Below are 17,560 nucleotides of genomic sequence, written 5' to 3'. Positions count from 1 at the left end.
GGACTCAGCGTGCGAGGGACGTCAGATCCCAGCGCGGCTTCACCGTGAACGCGTAGTCCTTGCCCGACTGATCTGGCCAGCGCTGCAGTCGCAAGGCGCCGGCCAGCGCGATCATCGCGCCGTTGTCCGTGCACAGCGACAGGTCCGGATAGTGCACATAGAAATTGCGCTTCTTCGCGGCAGCGGACAGTGCCTCGCGCAACTGCCGGTTCGCGCCGACACCGCCCGCGACGACCAACCGGTTGAGCTTGGTCTTCTTGAGCGCGGCCAGCGACTTGGCAGCCAGAACGTCGACTGCCGCGTCGACGAAACCACGCGCCAGATCGGCTTTCGCCTGCTCGCAGATATTCGCGCCGCCGAGCTTCTTGGCGTGCGTGAGGACAGCGGTTTTCAAGCCGCTGAAGCTGAAATCGAGGTCGCCGGAATGCAGCATGGGACGCGGCAGGACCACCGCGCCCGGCGTGCCGAATTCGGCCATGCGCGAGACTTCCGGGCCGCCCGGGTAACCCAGGCCGAGCAGTTTGGCGGTTTTGTCGAAGGCTTCGCCGGCGGCGTCGTCCAGCGTCTCGCCGAGCGTCTCGTAGACGCCCACGTCGGTCACGCGCATCAGTTGCGTGTGACCGCCGGACACCAGCAGCGCGACAAACGGGAACGGCGGCGGCTCATCCACCAGCAGCGGCGACAGCAAATGCCCTTCAAGGTGATGAATGCCGATGGTCGGCTTGTCCCACGCCATGGCCAGCGAATTGGCGACGCTCGCGCCAACCAGCAGCGCGCCCGCGAGACCGGGGCCTTGCGTGTAGGCGATCGCGTCGATGTCGCCGCGGGCCGCGCCGGCGCGTTCCATCACCTCTTCGAGCAGCGGCAGCGCGCGCCGGATGTGATCGCGCGACGCCAGTTCCGGCACCACGCCGCCGTACTCCCGATGCATCGCGATTTGCGAATGCAACGCGTGCGCGAGCAGGCCGCGCTCCGTGTCGTAGAGCGCGAGACCGGTTTCGTCGCAAGAGCTTTCGATGCCGAGAACGAGCATGATGGTGAGCTTGAGCGGCCGCCGAAGTGACAAAACTCCAGCGCCCGAAAGTGAGAAGGCAAGCCTGAAAGTATAGCAGCGCGGGCAAGGCGCCGCCGACGCGCAGGTACAATGCGGCCCCATGGAATCCTTCGATATCGCAGTGATCGGCGCAGGTGCGGCCGGCATGATGTGCGCGGCGGTGGCCGGACAACTCGGCCGTCGCGTGGTGCTGATCGACCACTCGCAGCGTCTCGCGGAGAAAATCCGCATCTCCGGCGGCGGCCGCTGTAACTTCACGAATCTGTATGCCGGCCCGGCTAATTACTTGTCGGCCAATCCGCATTTTTGCCGCTCGGCGCTCGCGCGCTATACACCGCGCGACTTCATGGCGCTCCTCAAGCGTCATCATGTGACGTGGCACGAGAAGCACAAAGGCCAGCTCTTCTGCGACCAGTCGAGCGACGCGGTCATCAATGTGCTGAAGAACGAGTGCGACGCGGGCCGCGTGGCGTGGCGCACGCCGCTCGCGGTCGAGCAGGTGCGACAGGATCCGGAAGGGCGTTTCACGCTGGATACGCAGTCGGGGCCGATTACGGCACGCGCACTTGTGATTGCTACGGGCGGGCTGTCGATCCCCAAGATCGGCGCCACCGATTTCGCCTACCGGCTTGCCAAGCAGTTCGGTCACAAGCTGATCGACACGCGCCCGGCGCTGGTTCCGCTGACCTTTGCAGCGGCAGACTGGGAGCCGTTCGCGGCGCTGTCCGGCGTCTCGCTGGAAGTGCAACTGACGACCGGCAACAAAAAGACCGGCGCCGAATTCAACGAAGACCTGCTGCTCACTCACCGCGGTCTTTCCGGCCCGGGTGTGCTGCAAATATCGAGTTATTGGCAGCCCGGCGAGCCGATTCACATCAACTTGCTGCCGGAGCATGACGCTACGACCGCCTTGCTGGAAGCGAAGACCGGCACGAAGCGGCAGATCGCCAATCTGTTGTCGGAATGGGTCCCGCAGCGGCTCGCCCATGTCTGGCTGGAAACCCATCAGATTCCCGCCGAAGCCCGCGTGGCCGATTTGCCGGACAAAACCCTGCGCCGCGTCGGCGAGGCGCTGTCGCGCTGGACGCTCACGCCCAACGGCACGGAAGGCTACCGCAAAGCCGAAGTGACGCGCGGCGGCATCGACACGCGCGACCTGTCATCGTCGACGATGATGAGCGCGCGCGCGCCGGGCTTGTACTTCATCGGCGAAGCCGTCGACGTAACCGGCTGGCTGGGCGGCTACAATTTTCAGTGGGCCTGGGCGTCGGGTGTGGCGGCCGGCGAAGCGGCCGCGGAGTACGCCAGAGGGGCTTGACGGCGCTCTGGCTTTGTGAGAAAGCTCTGCTATACTCCTGAACCTTTACAAAGTTCCGTTATTGAAAAATGACGACCATCCGCGTAAAAGACAACGAGCCGTTTGAAGTTGCCATGCGCCGGTTCAAGCGCACCATGGAGAAAAACGGCTTGCTGACGGAACTTCGCGCTCGCGAGTTTTACGAAAAGCCTACGGCCGAGCGCAAGCGCAAGAAGGCGTCCGCGGTGAAGCGTCATTTCAAGCGTCTGCGTAGCCAGATGCTGCCAAAGAAGTTCTACTGATTCTGGCGTTGCCGCGGTTCCCGTCTAACGGAGCGGCGACATCCAACCGGTGAGGGCGCGACAGGCGCCATCACGGAAAACACGGCCCTTCGGGCCAGCCGGCAGGGTCGCAACCACCACGCACAGGGTGCCAACCCGCTTGAGGAAGCAGTCCCAAGCGGGTATTCGTGTTGATGCGCGTGTGCAGGTGGTTGATCTGGCCGGTTTTTCAAATTCCAACGCATTCAGGTGAGTGATGAGTCTCAAGGACCGGATCAACGACGATATGAAGGCCGCCATGCGGGCACGTGAGACCGAGCGTCTCGGCACGGTCCGCCTGCTGCTCGCCGCGATCAAGCAGCGCGAAGTCGACGAGCGCATCACGCTCGACGACACCGCGATCACCGCTGTCATCGACAAGATGATCAAGCAGCGAAAGGATTCGATCAGCCAGTTCGAAGCCGCTGGCCGCACCGATCTGGCCGACAAGGAAAAGGCCGAGCTGGCGATCTTGTCTGCTTATATGCCGGAGCAGATGTCCGAGGCCGAGATCGTTGCCGAAGTCCAGGCTGCGGTAGCGCAAACCGGCGCAGCCGGACCGCAGGACATGGGCAAGGTGATGGGCGTGCTCAAGCCGAAGCTGGCCGGCCGCGCCGACATGACCGCTGTTTCGACGCAAGTCAAAGCCGCGCTCGCGAAGTAAATTTCCGTATTTTCGCGTCGTGCACGCTGTTTTTCGACGGCGTGCGCGGCGTTGAGTTTTTTTAAGGCAGCGTCATTTACTGTGATTCCACCGTCATTCCTGCAGGACCTGCTCAACCGCGTCGATATCGTCGACGTGGTCGGCCGGTATGTGCAGCTGAAAAAGGGCGGCGCGAACTTCATGGGGCTGTGCCCGTTCCATAACGAGAAAAGCCCTTCGTTTACGGTTAGTCCGACTAAACAGTTCTATCACTGCTTCGGTTGCGGCGCGCATGGTACGGCGATCGGGTTCCTGATGGAGCACGTCGGGTCCTCGTTTCCCGAGGCAGTCAATGAGTTGGCGCAGTCCGTCGGGCTGACCGTGCCGAACGAGCCGTCGCCCGGCTATGGCGGCGGGTCCGGCGGCTATGCGCCGGCAGCATCCAAAGCGGTCACCACCGCGCTTTCCGATGTCATGCAGACCGCCTGCGACTTCTACCGCAAGCAACTGCGCAGCTCGCCGGTCGCGATTCAGTATCTTAAGAAGCGCGGCTTGACCGGCGAGATCGCCGCCCGTTTCGGACTCGGCTACGCCCCGGACGGCTGGCAGAACCTCGAACCGGCCTTTCCGAACTACCGCGACGATGCACTGGTCGAATCGGGTTTGGTGATTGTCAGCGAAAAGTCCGACGCTCAAGGCCAGAACCGCCGCTACGACCGCTTTCGCGAGCGGATCATGTTCCCGATTCGCAATGTGAAAGGGCAGGTGATCGGCTTCGGCGGCCGCGTGCTGGACAGCGGCGAGCCCAAATATTTGAATTCGCCCGAAACGCCTTTATTTAACAAGGGCAGCGAGCTGTATGGGCTGTTCGAGGCGCGTCTGGCGATCCGCGAACAACACTACGTGCTGGTCGTGGAAGGCTACATGGACGTGGTTGCGCTGGCCCAATTGGGGTTCCAGAACGCGGTCGCCACGCTCGGCACGGCCTGCACGCCGATTCATGTGCAGAAACTGATGCGCCAGACCGACACGGTCATCTTCAGTTTCGACGGCGATTCGGCCGGCCGGCGCGCCGCTCGCCGGGCGCTGGATGCCTGTCTGCCGCACGCGGCGGACAACCGGACCATCCGGTTTCTGTTTTTGCCGTCCGAGCACGATCCGGACAGTTACGTGCGTGAATACGGCACCGAGGCCTTTGCCGAGCAGGTCGAGCGGGCCATGCCGCTGTCGCAGTTCATGCTGAACGAAGTGCTGACCGGCAAGGAGCTGGATCAGCCGGAAGGCCGCGCCCGCGCGCTGTTCGACGCCAAACCGCTGCTGCAGGCGCTGCCGGCCAATGCCCTGCGCGCGCAGATCATGCATATGTTCGCCGACCGGCTCGATGTGCCGTTCGACGAAGTCGCCGCGCTGTGCGAGGTCGATTCCCGGATCGCGGCGGCGGCCCGCGCCGCACCGGCCCGCAAAGACCGGCGCAGTGTGACCGGTATCGAGGAAAAAACGCTGCGCAATCTGGTGATGTATCCGCGCACCGTGGGCGTGCTGGACGAAGAGGCCGAACAGGCGTTGCTCACGGTCACGCGGCACGGCGAACTGTTCGAGGAAGTGACGACGCACGCGCGTGCGCTGGGCGATTCGGCGGAGTTTCAGTTGTTGTCCGACCTATTGCGAAACGGCGCGAACGCCCCAACTTTCGAGGAAATCTTTCGCAAAATTCTAGACTATGATGAAAACGTCCGGGATTTGCTGCTGAAGGACCCGGAAGATGCGACCGTCATCGAGGAACGGCGCGAGCAGGAGCGGATCGTTGGAGAAGAGCTGAAGGCGGCGATCCTGAAGATGCGGTACGACGCTTACTGCGATCGTCTCGAGCAGCTTTCGCGGCAATCCCGGCACACGCCGGAGGAGTTTGCGGAGCTCTCGGAGCTCAATCGGAAGCGGGCTGACATGAAGCGCCAGCTCGGGCTGTAGGCGGAGCGCGGAGACCCTCGGTGCTATAATAAAAGGTTTCCAGCGGTTTGTTTTTCAAGGGTTTTCCTAGCAAAGGCGAAAAGGCGATGCGATGGCAAAGACTGCGGGCGGAACAACGGGCGGAAAGAAAACGACAGGCACAAGCTCCAAGGAGCCGACCAGAAAGGTCACCGAAGCCAGGTTAGTTTCTTCTGTCAAAAAAGCGTCTGCGGTCAGTGTTGCACCAGTTGCCGGGAAGAAGTCCTCGACCAGTTCGGCTGCGCGAGCCGAGCCGGTCAGGGCGGCGAAAGTTGTAGCAGTACCGGCCACGAAGGGGTCGGGTGTCAGAAGCGCAAGGGAAGCGGCTGCCGCGCAGGACGATGCGGTAGTGCGCGAGGTTCCAGTATCCACGGTTCAACCGGCTGGCGTCCACCAGCCGCGAGTCGAGACTACAGCCGGTACGGCGAACTCCATGACGAAAAAGCTGAACGAAGTACCCGTCGATGACGACGCAACCCAAAGCGAAGAAAACCCCGCGGCTGCTGCTCCGGCCAAGGTGGAAAAGGCCAAGGCTCGCGACCGTCGTGCAAAGGAAAAAGCGCTGCTGAAAGACGCTTTCGCGTCGTCACAGCCGGGCACGGTCGAGGAACTCGAGGAGCGCCGCTCCAAACTGCGCGCGCTGATCAAGCTCGGCAAGGAACGCGGCTTCCTCACGTACGCTGAGATCAACGACCACCTGCCGGATAACTTCACCGAGACCGAGGCGATCGAAGGCATCATCAGCACGTTCAACGACATGGGCGTGGCGGTGTACGAGCAGGCCCCCGACGCTGAAACGCTGCTGCTGAACGACAACGCGCCGGCGGCTTCGTCCGACGACGAAGTGGAAGAGGAAGCGGAAGTCGCGCTGTCCACCGTCGACTCGGAATTCGGCCGCACTACGGATCCGGTCCGCATGTACATGCGTGAAATGGGCACGGTCGAACTGCTCACGCGCGAAGGCGAAATCGAAATCGCCAAGCGGATCGAAGACGGCCTGAAGCACATGGTGATGGCCATCTCCGCATGCCCGACCACGATCGCCGACATCCTGGCAATGGCCGAGCGCGTCGCGAATGAGGAAATTCGCATCGACGAACTGGTCGACGGCCTGATCGACGCCAACGCGGAAGACGCGGACGGTTTCTCCGCGCAAGAAGCGGAAGCGATCGAGAGCGAAGACGAGGAAGTCGAAGAAGACTCGGAAGAAGACGAGGAAGAAGACGACGGCACGGCGCAAGCCACGGCCAACGCAGCGCAGATGGAAGCGCTCAAGCGTGCGTCGCTCGAAAAGTTCGCGATGATCAGCGAATGGTTCGACAAGATGCGTCGCGCGTTCGAGAAGGAAGGCTACAAGTCCAAGTCGTATCTGAAGGCGCAGGAAACGATCCAGAACGAGCTCATGACGATCCGCTTCACCGCGCGTACGGTAGAGCGTCTGTGCGACACGCTGCGCGCGCAGGTGGACGAAGTGCGTCAGGTCGAGCGTCAGATTTTGCATACGGTGGTCGACAAGTGCGGCATGCCGCGTGCGGAATTCATCGCGCGTTTCCCGGGCAGCGAAACGGATCTCGAGTGGGCCGATAAGATCGTCGGTGAAGGTCACGCTTATAGCGCGATCCTCACGCGGAACATTCCGGCTATTCGCGAACAGCAACAACGTCTGCTGGATCTGCAAGCGCGCGTCGTGCTGCCGCTGAAAGACCTGAAGGAAACCAACCGTCAGATGGCGGCGGGCGAATTGAAGGCGCGTCAGGCGAAGCGCGAAATGACCGAGGCGAACTTGCGTCTCGTGATCTCGATCGCGAAGAAGTACACGAACCGTGGTTTGCAGTTCCTCGACCTGATTCAGGAAGGCAACATCGGTCTGATGAAGGCGGTGGACAAGTTCGAATATCGTCGCGGCTACAAGTTCTCCACGTACGCAACGTGGTGGATCCGTCAAGCCATTACGCGTTCGATCGCCGACCAGGCGCGCACGATCCGGATTCCGGTTCACATGATCGAAACGATCAACAAGATGAACCGCATCTCGCGTCAGATTCTGCAGGAAACCGGTCTCGAGCCGGATCCGGCAACGCTGGCCGAGAAGATGGAAATGCCGGAAGACAAGATCCGCAAGATCATGAAGATCGCGAAGGAGCCGATCTCAATGGAAACGCCGATCGGTGACGACGACGATTCGCATCTGGGCGACTTCATCGAAGACAACAACACGGTTGCGCCGGCCGACGCCGCTTTGCATGCCAGCATGCGCGATGTCGTGAAGGACGTGCTCGACTCGCTGACGCCGCGTGAAGCGAAGGTGCTGCGCATGCGTTTCGGTATCGAGATGAGCACCGATCACACGCTCGAAGAAGTCGGCAAGCAGTTCGACGTGACGCGTGAACGGATTCGTCAGATCGAGGCGAAGGCGCTGCGCAAGCTGCGTCACCCGAGCCGTTCGGACAAGCTGAAGTCGTTCCTCGAAGGGAATTGATCGAAGCTGGCGTTGGTTGCAAATGATGTAGCGGTTTGAAGGGGCCTCGCGGTTGTTTCGCCGTAGCGAAGCGGTTGCGAAGGCCCCTTTTTCGTGTAGTATGTCGGCCAATCAACGAATAGGCCCGGCCTTCACGACCGGGTCTTTTTTCTTGGGCCGGACGCCGTGCTGGTTGCAGGCAGCGGACTCATAATCCGCCTCCGAAAGGACATCGTCGGTTCGAATCCGACCCGGCCCACCAATGATGCGAAACGAAAGGGTTCCGATAATGTCGGAACCCTTTTTGTTTGTATGGCGTGAAATGGATATTGAGTGCGGCAATATGTCACTTCCGTTCCGCCATTAAGCTGCGCGCGGAGGATTTCTATCCAGCTGGATAAAAGGTGCTCGTCGCCATATGGGCGGCATTCAGACGCGCTTGAAATTGATCGCTGCGAACTCAGGCGCGCGTGTTAGGCAACACATTTCACGCTGCGGAAATATCGTCATTCCTTTTGCGTTCGTCGGCGCAAACTCCGACGGATTTAATCCGTCGCTTCCGGGATTCGTCTCGTCGTTCGCTGGTTTTCCGTTGGCGCTCTGACGCACAGACTCCATGTCGATAGCAGCGCTAATCTGAGTGCCAGTCGACCCAAAGTCCGCTGGGTGAGAGTGGCACGTCGTTTGCGTAAGCACGGCTTCCAAACCATATCAATAACGAGAACGACCATGCGACCTGACCACACCGCTGATGAGTTTGTCCAGACTCAACCCTTGTTGCCTACGTCGCCGGAAAGCGAGCACGCGGGCGTGCCGCAACGGCAAATCAGCGCGTTGTCGCGCGTCACATTCTGTTTTGCGTGGCTGTTCGGGTTGGAGCCGTTCCTGACCGGATTGGCCGGTGAGATGCCGCGCTCGCGGCTCGATCGTCAATAGTCCGTGACACGGGGCAGGGTCCGCGATTGGGCGTTGAAAGTTTCGCCGCTCATTGAGGCAATTTCTACAGCCGGACATCCACTGATCGAGATCATCACGCGAAGGCCAGCAGTCCGGCCGTAGCCGCAGGGCCTTCGGGAATAGCCGTTGCGCGCTGAGCGTTGGGAAACATTCCCATACTCAGGATGCTCATCATGCAAACCGATCCCACCATCGACCCCGTCGCCGATCCTGCCAACCAGCCGCTCGACGAACCGGGCGAGCAACCGCGTCCATTGCCGGGTGTGCCGCCCGAAACCGATCCGCTCGCGCCGGGCGCTTCACCCGAGGACGAGGAGGCGCTGCGGCGGTCGCAAGACAAGCCATAAGGCCGTGGTTGTGGGGAACTAGGGAAACTCCGTGTAAAAGAATGGCACGCTCGTGCCGTTTAATGAAGGTGGAAGGCTGTTCGATGTTTGCCATCCGCTTTCAGCACGGGTTCTTGTCACGCGGCGGCCGGCGCCGCAACTCACCTCCGGGCAATGCCCGTGCTGAAGGCTTTTCCCTTCGACGCACGGGCTTTGTGAAAACGCGCTATGGATCTTTCCGGGACTATATGCCGTTAACCGTTGCACGCGACAGGCGTGCGCCGGCGGCACATCCGCCGAGCACACGGATCTTCAGCGCTATCGAACTGCTCTGCTGCACAGCGCCAGAATAAAAAAGCACCCGTCAAATTCAATTGCCCTCGCAAAAGAAGTTAATGGTCAAAGCGATTAAAAGGCGGGCTAATTCGATGCGAGTAACGCGATCACATCAATTCAATTAAGTTCCCGGTTTTCTAAAATAAATTTATACCGGCCGAATGCATGCAGCCTAATTGCCTCCTTTCCGGGCGATCACGCGCCTTCAATTTCCTAATTGCTCCGACCCGATTACGTCACGATTATTAAAACGCTGTTGCATGCACGCAACTTAATATATTGAGAAGTTGCAAATTACTTATGGCCACGGCAGGTGCGACACCTGCCTGATTTGGCTATAAACGTCGGGAAAACAAAGACTTAATGCGTGCGGCAATCGGATTGTTGCTGATTACGAAAAATCCTGTTGCGTGAATTGCCGACCTCGCTACTAGGGCGTCCCCCTACACTCACGCTTCGTTTCAAGGGTGCCCGACGGTCCAGAACGGGCCGGTTAAAGGGCGGCAACAGGTGCGATGCACACGCTGCCGAGTCAGGTCCCGCTCCCCGCGTAAATTTATCGAACAGGAGTCCCACGCATGAAAAAGAGTCTCATCGTCGTTGCGGTTGCCGCATCGTTCGCCTCCGTCGCTCACGCACAAAGCAGCGTGACCCTGTATGGTCTGCTGGACGCGGGCCTGACGTACACCAGCAACGTCAACCACAACGCAAAGTGGGCAGCTGGTAGCGGCGGCATCAACCAAAGCATGTTCGGTCTGCGCGGTTCGGAAGATCTGGGTGGCGGTCTGAAGGCTATCTTCACGTTGGAAAGCGGCTTCAACATCAACAACGGCAAGTTCGCTAACAACAACGGCATGTTCAACCGTCAAGCGTTCGTAGGTCTGTCGAGCGCGCAATTCGGTACGGTCACGCTGGGCCGTCAATATGACGCAGCTCAAGACTACCTGGCACCGCTGACCGCAACGGGCAGCTGGGGCGGTACGTACTTCGCGCACCCGTTCAACAACGACAACCTGAACACGAACGGCGGCTACGCAGTCAACAACTCGGTCAAGTACTCGAGCGCTAACTACGCTGGCTTCTCGTTCGGCGGCACGTACGGCTTCTCGAACCAGGCTGGCGCATTCGCAAACAACCGCGAATACAGCGTCGGTGCTGCATACCAGTGGCAAGGTCTGCACCTGGGCGCTGCTTACGCACAGCAAAACAACCCGGGCGCAGGTAACACGGGTGCTTCGGACGGTTCGTACGTCAACGCACTGGCAGGCAACGTCGGCAACTTCCGTCAACGTGAATTCGGCGTTGCTGGTTCGTACGCATTCGGCCCGGCAACCGTCGGTCTGGCATGGACGCAATCGCGTTCGGACAACTTCGTGGGCGGTCAGCAATCGCTGCGCGCTAACAACTACGAAGTCAACGGCAAGTACAACCTGACCCCGGCTCTGGGCCTGGGCGTGGCTTACACGTTCACGGACGGCAAGGGCTACGGCGTTGGCGCGAACGGTGGTTCGGAGTCGGTGCGCTACCACCAGATCGGCGTGCAGGCTGACTACTCGCTGTCGCGTCGTACGGACGTCTACGCTCAAGCCGTGTACCAGCACGCAATGGGCGACGGCGGTGTCGCTTCGATCTACAGCGGCGACAACACGCAACTGCCGTCGTCGTCGAAGAACCAGACGGCTGCTACGGTCGGTCTGCGTCACCGCTTCTAAGCTTCAACAGAAGCTGGTTGTTGTACGAAAAGGTGCCGTTCGCGGCACCTTTTTTTATGCGCGCGCGATTCGCTGGCCGGCACCCGGCGAGAATGCCGGATGCCGCGCGGCTTGCAGGGCGCAGGCGGCCCTGCCTGGTTTAGAAAATCGTACGCAGACCGAGTGCAATGCCTGTCTGGTTGTTCTTGCCCGGCAATTCGACCGAGGCGGCGCCCGATACCTTGTCGAAATCGACCGTGCCGTACACCTCGGTGCGCTTGGACAAGGCGTACTCAGCCAACGCCACCAACGTATAGCGATTGCCGCTGCCCAGTTGTCCGTTGCCGATCGCCGCGTTGGACATGTGGTCGTAGTACGCGGCGCCCGTCAACGTCAGCGCGGGTGTCGCCTGCCATGTGACGCCGGCGAACGGACCATTGTCGACGCGGCCCGAGCCCTTCAGGATATCCACGCCGGGCACGAGCGTCTGCTGCGCCAGCGCGCTGTCGACGAAACCCGTGTCGTCTTTCGAATGCAGATAGCCGACGTACACCTTCGCCGTGCTGAACGCATAGACGGCGTTTGCGTTGAAGATAGTCTGCTTGTGATTGCTGTTGTCGCTGTTCTGCTGCACGCCGCCCGCGACGCTCAACGGGCCGGCCACATACGACAACGTGAAGCCGTACATCGTGCCCGCGCCGAGATGGCCCGGCACCTGGCCGGAGAAACCGCCCGCGCCGGTCGATTCAGAGTTGGTGCCGAACGAGTACATCGCAGCCATGGTCAGGCCTTTGTACGTGCCGGTGTATTTCACGGCGTTGTCCGCGTAAAGCCCCGCGCCGAGCGCACCCGGCAACCATGAGTTCTCGAAGTAGTTGCCGACCGTGAGCGGGTCGTAGGTGTCGCCGAGCAGGTCGAACAAAGGCGTCTTCTGACGGCCCAGCGTCAGCGTGCCGTATTGGCTGCTCAGGCCCACATACGCATTGCGGTTGAAAAGCCGCTGGCTGTCCGAGGCGGACCCGTCCTGCAGATTGATGCCGCTTTCCAGATCGAAGATCGCCTTCAGTCCACCGCCCAGATCTTCTGAGCCGCGCAGACCCCAGCGGCTATTGGTGATCGCACCGTTCGTCATGAAGAGACGGCCATCGTTTTTGGCGTTGGAGTTGGTCAGATAGCGCACGCTCACGTCTGCGACGCCGTACAGCGTGATCGAGCTCTGTGCCGAGGCGTGCCCGGAGGTCATCGCGAGGGCAGCGCCACCCACGATGGCAGCGGTCTCGAGGAGTCTCATTTGTCTCATTGGAATTTCTGCTATGCGGTTATGGTTTATTCGTTTGGGTCCGGCGCGCGCGGGCTGGCCATGCGCCGGCGCGCCGATGATAGACCCGCACCCTCATCGCGCCAAAAGTCCTTTAGCGCAATAACTTATTGCAGTTTCTAACCATTGTCCCGCGCTGTCTGACAAGAGTTAACTTTCGCGCAAGCGTGCTTCGGTTAGTCTTAAATCCGTTGATTGATAGACGCTATTTCGCGGCGACGCCAGCCTGTATGCAGCGGCCGCGCGTTCTTGCCGCATGGATAATTCCACTCGAAAGCCGCAGCCTCATTTGCCGACCACTTACGATCTGACTGACGAGCAATGGCATCGCATCGTCCCGCTGCTGCCTGAAATGAAGGCTCTTGGACCTCGCCGTGGTCGTCCTGGCATCGATATCCGCTGGGTGGTGAATAGCGTGATGTGGGTGCTGCACGCGCGCGCGCCATGGAGCGCGATGCCGGAGCGTTACGCGCCGTATCAGACGGCGCATCGCTACTACCTGCGCTGGAAGAAGTCGGGCGTGCTGGCCGACATGGTGTTCACGCTGTTCGGGACCGATGCGATTCTCGAGCGGCCTATCACGCGAAGGAGCGGCGTGCGTGCTGCGTAGGTCGCAGCTTCGCAGCGACAAATAAAAAAGGCTGTCAGCGGATTCCCGGCGACAGCCTTCCTTAATCGATCAGGAGATCTGCGGATCTCGTGACCCGTATGACCCGATTACACAGTTTGCTCGACCTTGAACACGGCGACGGCATGTCGCAGGTGTTCGGTCTGCTCATCGAGCGAACCGGCCGCGGCGGCCGCCTGCTCGACAAGCGCGGCATTGCGCTGTGTCACGTCGTCCATCTGACGGATCGCGAGATTGACTTCGCCGATACCTGAACTCTGTTCCTTCGAAGCCGCCGAGATCTCGTTCATGATGGCCGTCACGCGGCGCACTGCGTCGACCACCTCGCCGATCGTGCTACCCGCCTTGCCCGCGAGCGTCGAGCCTTCGCCGACTTGCGCGACCGACTGATCGATCAGCACTTTGATCTCCTTGGCCGCAGTCGCGCTGCGTTGCGCGAGATTGCGCACCTCGCCCGCGACCACCGCGAAGCCGCGGCCTTCTTCGCCGGCGCGCGCGGCTTCCACCGCGGCGTTCAGCGCGAGAATATTGGTCTGGAACGCGATGCCCTCGATCACGCTGATGATCTCGCCGATCTTGCGCGAACTATCGGTGATACCCGCCATTTTCTCGACCACGTCGTTGACCACCTGGCCACCGCGCGCGGCAATGGCCGACGCGTCGCTGGCCAGTTCGGACGCGGTAGCTGCATTGTCGGCGTTCTGCGTGACCGTCTTGGTGAGTTCGTCCATGCTGGCGGCGGTCTGCTGCAACGAAGCGGCCTGTTCCTCGGTGCGGCTCGACAGATCCAGATTGCCCGCGGCGATTTCCTTCGAGGCGACGGTGATCGTCTCCGCCGAGTTCTTGATCCGCGCGACGGTGGACGCGAGTTGATTGCGCATCTCACGCAACGAGAACAGCAGGCTCGACGTGTCGTCGCGACGCAGCTCGATGCGAGTGGCCAGATCGCCGCGCGCGATCTGCATCGCAATCGAGGCCGCGGCGGAAGGCTCGCCGCCAATCGAGCGCGACACGTTGCGCACCACGCGCGACGCCACGAACGACACGATCAAGCCAAGTACCACCAGCATGCCGGCCGAGCGTACGAGCGTCGTGTAGAACTGCGCCTGAATGTCGTCCATGTAAGCGCCAGCGATGAAGTCCCAGCCCCACGGGCCGAAGCGCTTCACGTAGCCAATCTTCTCGCTGGGCGTCGTTTCGCCGGGTTTCGGCCACCAGTAGCGCAGGTAGCCGGCGCCGGCCGCCGACGCACCGGCCTGGGCGATGTCGTGATACAGCGCGTTGCCTTTGGCGTCGCGGAAGCCGCCCATCTCCTTGCCGTTCAGCTTCGGGCTCATCGGGTGGTCGATCATGACCGAGTCGCTGCGCACGATCGTCACGTAGCCGGAGGCACCGTAGCGTTGGGCATCGACGCGGGCGATCGCCTGTCGCTTCGCTTCGTCCACGGAGAGCTTGCCGGCGTCGGCCTGTTTCGCATAGTCCGCGACGATCGAAACCGCCATGTCGGTGACGTCGGCCAGATCGGCGCGCCGTGCGTCCATTTGACCGTTACGGGCTTCGTACGCGTTCACAACGGTCACGATCAGGAGCGCGGCCCAGCACAGCAGCAACGGCACCCACAACTTCTGTTTCAGTGTGAGACGGTTCATCATGGGATTCGACAATAGGTTGAGCTCGGAATAGGGACGGGCTGCAATCTGCGCTGCATAGCTCGCATAACGGCGCGTGCGGCGCTTTCTTTATCCGATTGCTCAAAAAACAGTCGAACGGCCGCGAGCAGGCGGCCGCCGAAACACGCGGAGCAAAAACGGCAGGCAGGGAGTTGGGGTGCTAGAGCTGTTCCCGGCCGAACGCACCCAGGCGTTCGAGGTCGAGCACGTCGATCTGGTTATACGAGAGGCGCAAAATCTGCAGCCGTTCGAGGTTTTGCAGCGCCTGGTTGATCCGCTGACGCGAAACGCCCGCCAACAGGCCGACTTCTTCCTGCGAAATGGCGAGGGTGCGGCCGGTGTCGGGGTAGAGATCCGGGTTAAACAACTGCGCGAGCGACTGCGCGACGCGCGCATCGACATCGAGTAACCGGCTATTCTGGATCGACGCGATGAATTCGCCCATGCGGTTGTTCAGTTGCCGGATCACGAATGCATTGAACGGCAAGCTGGACTCCAGCAGCGTGTGAAACGTCTCCGACGGCACGAACATGACAAGCGAAGGCTGAATCGCCGCCACGTCGTACTTGCGCAATTCACGCTTGATCACGCTGCCTTCGCCGAACCAGCCGCCGGGCGGCACGCCGGACAGCGTGCAACTACGGCCCGAAGGGCTATAGATGGCAAGTTTGATGAGGCCGGAATGTACGCCGATCCAGTAGTCCGACGGTTCCTGGCGGCGCGCGATCCACGCGCCGCCTTCCAGATGCTCCGCGTGCGCGCTGGCGAGCACCATGGACTGATGCTCGGCGGCGAGCGCCCGGAACCACGCGCACGTGGCGAACAGGCCCGGCAGATCGGCGCGCGCAATCCGTTCTGGCCTGCGCGGGCGGGCATCGGCGGGGGCGGTGAGCGGAGCGTCGTTCATGGCAGCTTGCGGGTTTTTCGGGCGGGTGTGAGTGCGGAAGCGCCAGGGCGCGCCACTCTGTCATTTGAATGACAGACAGTTCACCATGACGATTGTTAGCCTAGTTCATCAATCAGAATAATCGACGGCGCGCCCAGCGCCCTAGCAACCATGTTGCATGGGACCCGAGTAAGCGCTAAAGCGCCAACTCGGGTCTACAGGAGACGATGCGATGAAACACATGTTCGAAGCAGGCCTCGAGCGCCGTGAGGCCAACTATGTCCCGCTCACCCCGATCGATTTCATCGTGCGCGCAGCGGAAGTCTACGGTGAGCGGCCGGCGGTCGTCCATGGGGAGATTCGCCGCAACTGGCGCGAGACCTACGAACGCACGCGGCGTCTCGCCAGCGCGTTGCAGCGGGCCGGCATTCAGCGTGGCGACACGGTCGCGGCCCTGCTCCCCAATATTCCTCCGATGATAGAAGCGCATTTCGGCGTGCCCATGGCCGGCGCCGTGCTCAATACGCTGAATACGCGGCTCGACGTGTCGTCGCTGTTGTTCATGCTGCGCCACGGCGAGGCGAAGGCGTTGATCGTCGATACCGAGTACGGCGAGTTCGCGCATCGCGCCGCGCTGGAATTCCCGGACCTGCGCGTGATCAGCGTGGCGGACGCGATGCCCGCCGATCCTTCGCAATTCATCCGCGCAACGGACTACGAGGCGTTCCTGCAATTCGGCGACCCCGAATTCGCGTGGGCTATGCCGGCCGACGAATGGGACGCCATTGCGCTGAATTACACCTCCGGCACGACCGGCGATCCGAAGGGCGTGGTCTACCACCATCGCGGCGCCTATCTGAACGCGCTCAGCAATATCCTCGAATGGGATATGCCCAAGCACGCCGTCTACCTGTGGACCTTGCCGCTATTTCACTGCAACGGCTGGTGTTTCCCGTGGACGGTGGCCGCGCGAGCCGGCGTCAATGTCTGTTTGCGCAAATTCGATGCGAAGACGGTGTTCGATCTGATTCGCCGCGAAGGCATCACGCACTATTGCGGCGCGCCGATCGTGCAGAGCGCGCTCGCGAACGCGCCGGCGCAATGGCGCGAGGGCATCGAACATCGCGTGTCGACGATGGTGGCGGGCGCGGCGCCCGCGCCGGCGGTGATCGCGAAGATGAAGGAGATCGGTTTCGATCTCGCGCACGTCTACGGACTCACCGAAACCTACGGTCCGGCCGCGGTCTGCGCGAAACAGGAGGAGTGGGAGACGCTCGACGACAGCGCGCGCGCCGAGATGAACGCGCGGCAAGGCGTGCGCTATCACCTGCAGGCCGCAGTGACCGTGCTCGACCCAGACACGCTGACACCCGTGCCCGACGATGGCGAGACGATCGGCGAGATCATGTTCCGCGGCAACATCTGTATGAAAGGCTATCTGAAGAACGAGCGCGCGACGGAAGCCACCTTCCAGGGCGGCTGGTTCCATACCGGCGATCTCGGCGTGCGAATGCCCGATGGCTACATTCGCATTCGCGATCGCAGCAAGGACATCATTATTTCCGGCGGCGAGAACATTTCGAGCATCGAGGTCGAAGACACGCTGTACCGTCACCCTGCGGTGTCTGTAGCGGCCGTGGTGGCGATGGCTGATCCGAAGTGGGGCGAGGTACCGTGTGCCTTCGTCGAGCTCAAGGAGGGGGCTCAGGTGAGCGCGGAAGAGATCATTGCGCACTGCCGGCTCTTTCTTGCGGGATACAAGTTGCCGAAAGCGGTGCGCTTCGGCGAATTGCCGAAGACATCGACGGGAAAAATTCAGAAGTTCGAACTACGCGCGCGTATCAAGGCGGAAGAAAAGCCATGATGCGGCCGCGCGTGTGATGGTGTGGCGTGCCGAATGGCACGCCGTTGCCGGTAGTTCGTGCCGCAGCATAGGTGCACGGGAGTGCGTGGATCACGTGCGCGTCGTCGCGCAGGATCACACGCCGGT

The 17,560-nt window shown here is 61.4% G+C and carries 14 protein-coding genes and 1 tRNA gene; 11 read left to right on the top strand and 4 right to left on the bottom strand.

The genetic code is table 11. From position 1 onward, the window contains the following. Positions 1-4 precede the first annotated feature (4 nt). Positions 5-1,033, bottom strand: a complete 1,029-nt coding sequence (gene tsaD, locus PQR54_RS29510; RefSeq protein ID WP_408252059.1) for a tRNA (adenosine(37)-N6)-threonylcarbamoyltransferase complex transferase subunit TsaD — start codon at positions 1,031-1,033, stop codon at positions 5-7. 121 nt (positions 1,034-1,154) lie between these two features. On the opposite strand from tsaD, the gene PQR54_RS29505 reads away from it, so the two are divergent. The 9 genes from PQR54_RS29505 to PQR54_RS29465 all read left to right on the top strand — a co-directional run bounded on the left by PQR54_RS29505 (position 1,155) and on the right by PQR54_RS29465 (position 11,089). After that, positions 1,155-2,372 carry a BaiN/RdsA family NAD(P)/FAD-dependent oxidoreductase gene (locus PQR54_RS29505; protein WP_408251935.1) on the top strand — a complete coding sequence of 406 codons (1,218 nt, stop codon included), beginning with the start codon at positions 1,155-1,157 and terminating at the stop codon, positions 2,370-2,372. A gap of 68 nt (positions 2,373-2,440) precedes the next feature. Then, complete coding sequence (rpsU, locus tag PQR54_RS29500) at positions 2,441-2,653, top strand: 30S ribosomal protein S21 (protein ID WP_408251933.1); 213 nt, start codon at positions 2,441-2,443, stop codon at positions 2,651-2,653. Between the two features lie 235 nt (positions 2,654-2,888). Then, the gene (locus PQR54_RS29495; protein ID WP_408251931.1) at positions 2,889-3,335 is read left to right on the top strand and encodes a GatB/YqeY domain-containing protein; all 447 of its coding nucleotides are present in this window, start codon (positions 2,889-2,891) and stop codon (positions 3,333-3,335) included. Between the two features lie 81 nt (positions 3,336-3,416). Beyond that, entirely contained in the window at positions 3,417-5,282 is a 1,866-nt protein-coding gene (gene dnaG / locus PQR54_RS29490) for a DNA primase (protein ID WP_408251929.1), read from the top strand. A 91-nt stretch (positions 5,283-5,373) separates the two neighbouring features. Then, a complete protein-coding gene (rpoD, locus tag PQR54_RS29485) occupies positions 5,374-7,779 on the top strand; it encodes an RNA polymerase sigma factor RpoD (RefSeq protein ID WP_408251927.1) in 2,406 nt (801 codons plus the stop codon). Between the two features lie 153 nt (positions 7,780-7,932). Then, positions 7,933-8,020 (top strand) — tRNA-Ile (locus tag PQR54_RS29480). Positions 8,021-8,487: 467 nt separating this feature from the next. Next, the gene (locus tag PQR54_RS29475; protein WP_408251925.1) at positions 8,488-8,694 is read left to right on the top strand and encodes a hypothetical protein; all 207 of its coding nucleotides are present in this window, start codon (positions 8,488-8,490) and stop codon (positions 8,692-8,694) included. Positions 8,695-8,888: 194 nt separating this feature from the next. After that, positions 8,889-9,062: a hypothetical protein gene (locus PQR54_RS29470; RefSeq protein WP_408251923.1), complete on the top strand. Its 174-nt coding sequence runs from the start codon at positions 8,889-8,891 to the stop codon at positions 9,060-9,062. An 893-nt stretch (positions 9,063-9,955) separates the two neighbouring features. Further along, positions 9,956-11,089 carry a porin gene (locus PQR54_RS29465; RefSeq protein ID WP_408251921.1) on the top strand — a complete coding sequence of 378 codons (1,134 nt, stop codon included), beginning with the start codon at positions 9,956-9,958 and terminating at the stop codon, positions 11,087-11,089. Between the two features lie 139 nt (positions 11,090-11,228). Here the strand turns inward: PQR54_RS29465 and PQR54_RS29460 are convergent, their stop codons facing one another. Further along, positions 11,229-12,368, bottom strand: a complete 1,140-nt coding sequence (locus tag PQR54_RS29460; RefSeq protein WP_494478082.1) for a porin — start codon at positions 12,366-12,368, stop codon at positions 11,229-11,231. A gap of 274 nt (positions 12,369-12,642) precedes the next feature. On the opposite strand from PQR54_RS29460, the gene PQR54_RS29455 reads away from it, so the two are divergent. After that, on the top strand, positions 12,643-12,996 hold the full coding sequence (locus tag PQR54_RS29455; RefSeq protein ID WP_408251917.1) for a transposase: 354 nt from the start codon (positions 12,643-12,645) through the stop codon (positions 12,994-12,996). Between the two features lie 107 nt (positions 12,997-13,103). On the opposite strand, the gene PQR54_RS29450 is transcribed toward PQR54_RS29455, so the two are convergent. Next, positions 13,104-14,663 (bottom strand): methyl-accepting chemotaxis protein, encoded by a 1,560-nt coding sequence (locus PQR54_RS29450; RefSeq protein ID WP_408252057.1) that lies wholly within the window; start codon positions 14,661-14,663, stop codon positions 13,104-13,106. Between the two features lie 181 nt (positions 14,664-14,844). Further along, the gene (locus PQR54_RS29445; protein ID WP_408251915.1) at positions 14,845-15,591 is read right to left on the bottom strand and encodes a Crp/Fnr family transcriptional regulator; all 747 of its coding nucleotides are present in this window, start codon (positions 15,589-15,591) and stop codon (positions 14,845-14,847) included. A 211-nt stretch (positions 15,592-15,802) separates the two neighbouring features. Between PQR54_RS29445 and PQR54_RS29440 the strand changes: the two genes are divergently transcribed. Further along, positions 15,803-17,434, top strand: a complete 1,632-nt coding sequence (locus tag PQR54_RS29440; protein ID WP_408251913.1) for an acyl-CoA synthetase — start codon at positions 15,803-15,805, stop codon at positions 17,432-17,434. Positions 17,435-17,560: the final 126 nt, after the last annotated feature.

This window comes from Paraburkholderia phytofirmans (assembly GCF_046028095.1).
Classification (GTDB): Bacteria; Pseudomonadota; Gammaproteobacteria; order Burkholderiales; family Burkholderiaceae; genus Paraburkholderia; species Paraburkholderia phytofirmans_A.
This window is presented reverse-complemented; position numbering and strand designations above follow the sequence as displayed.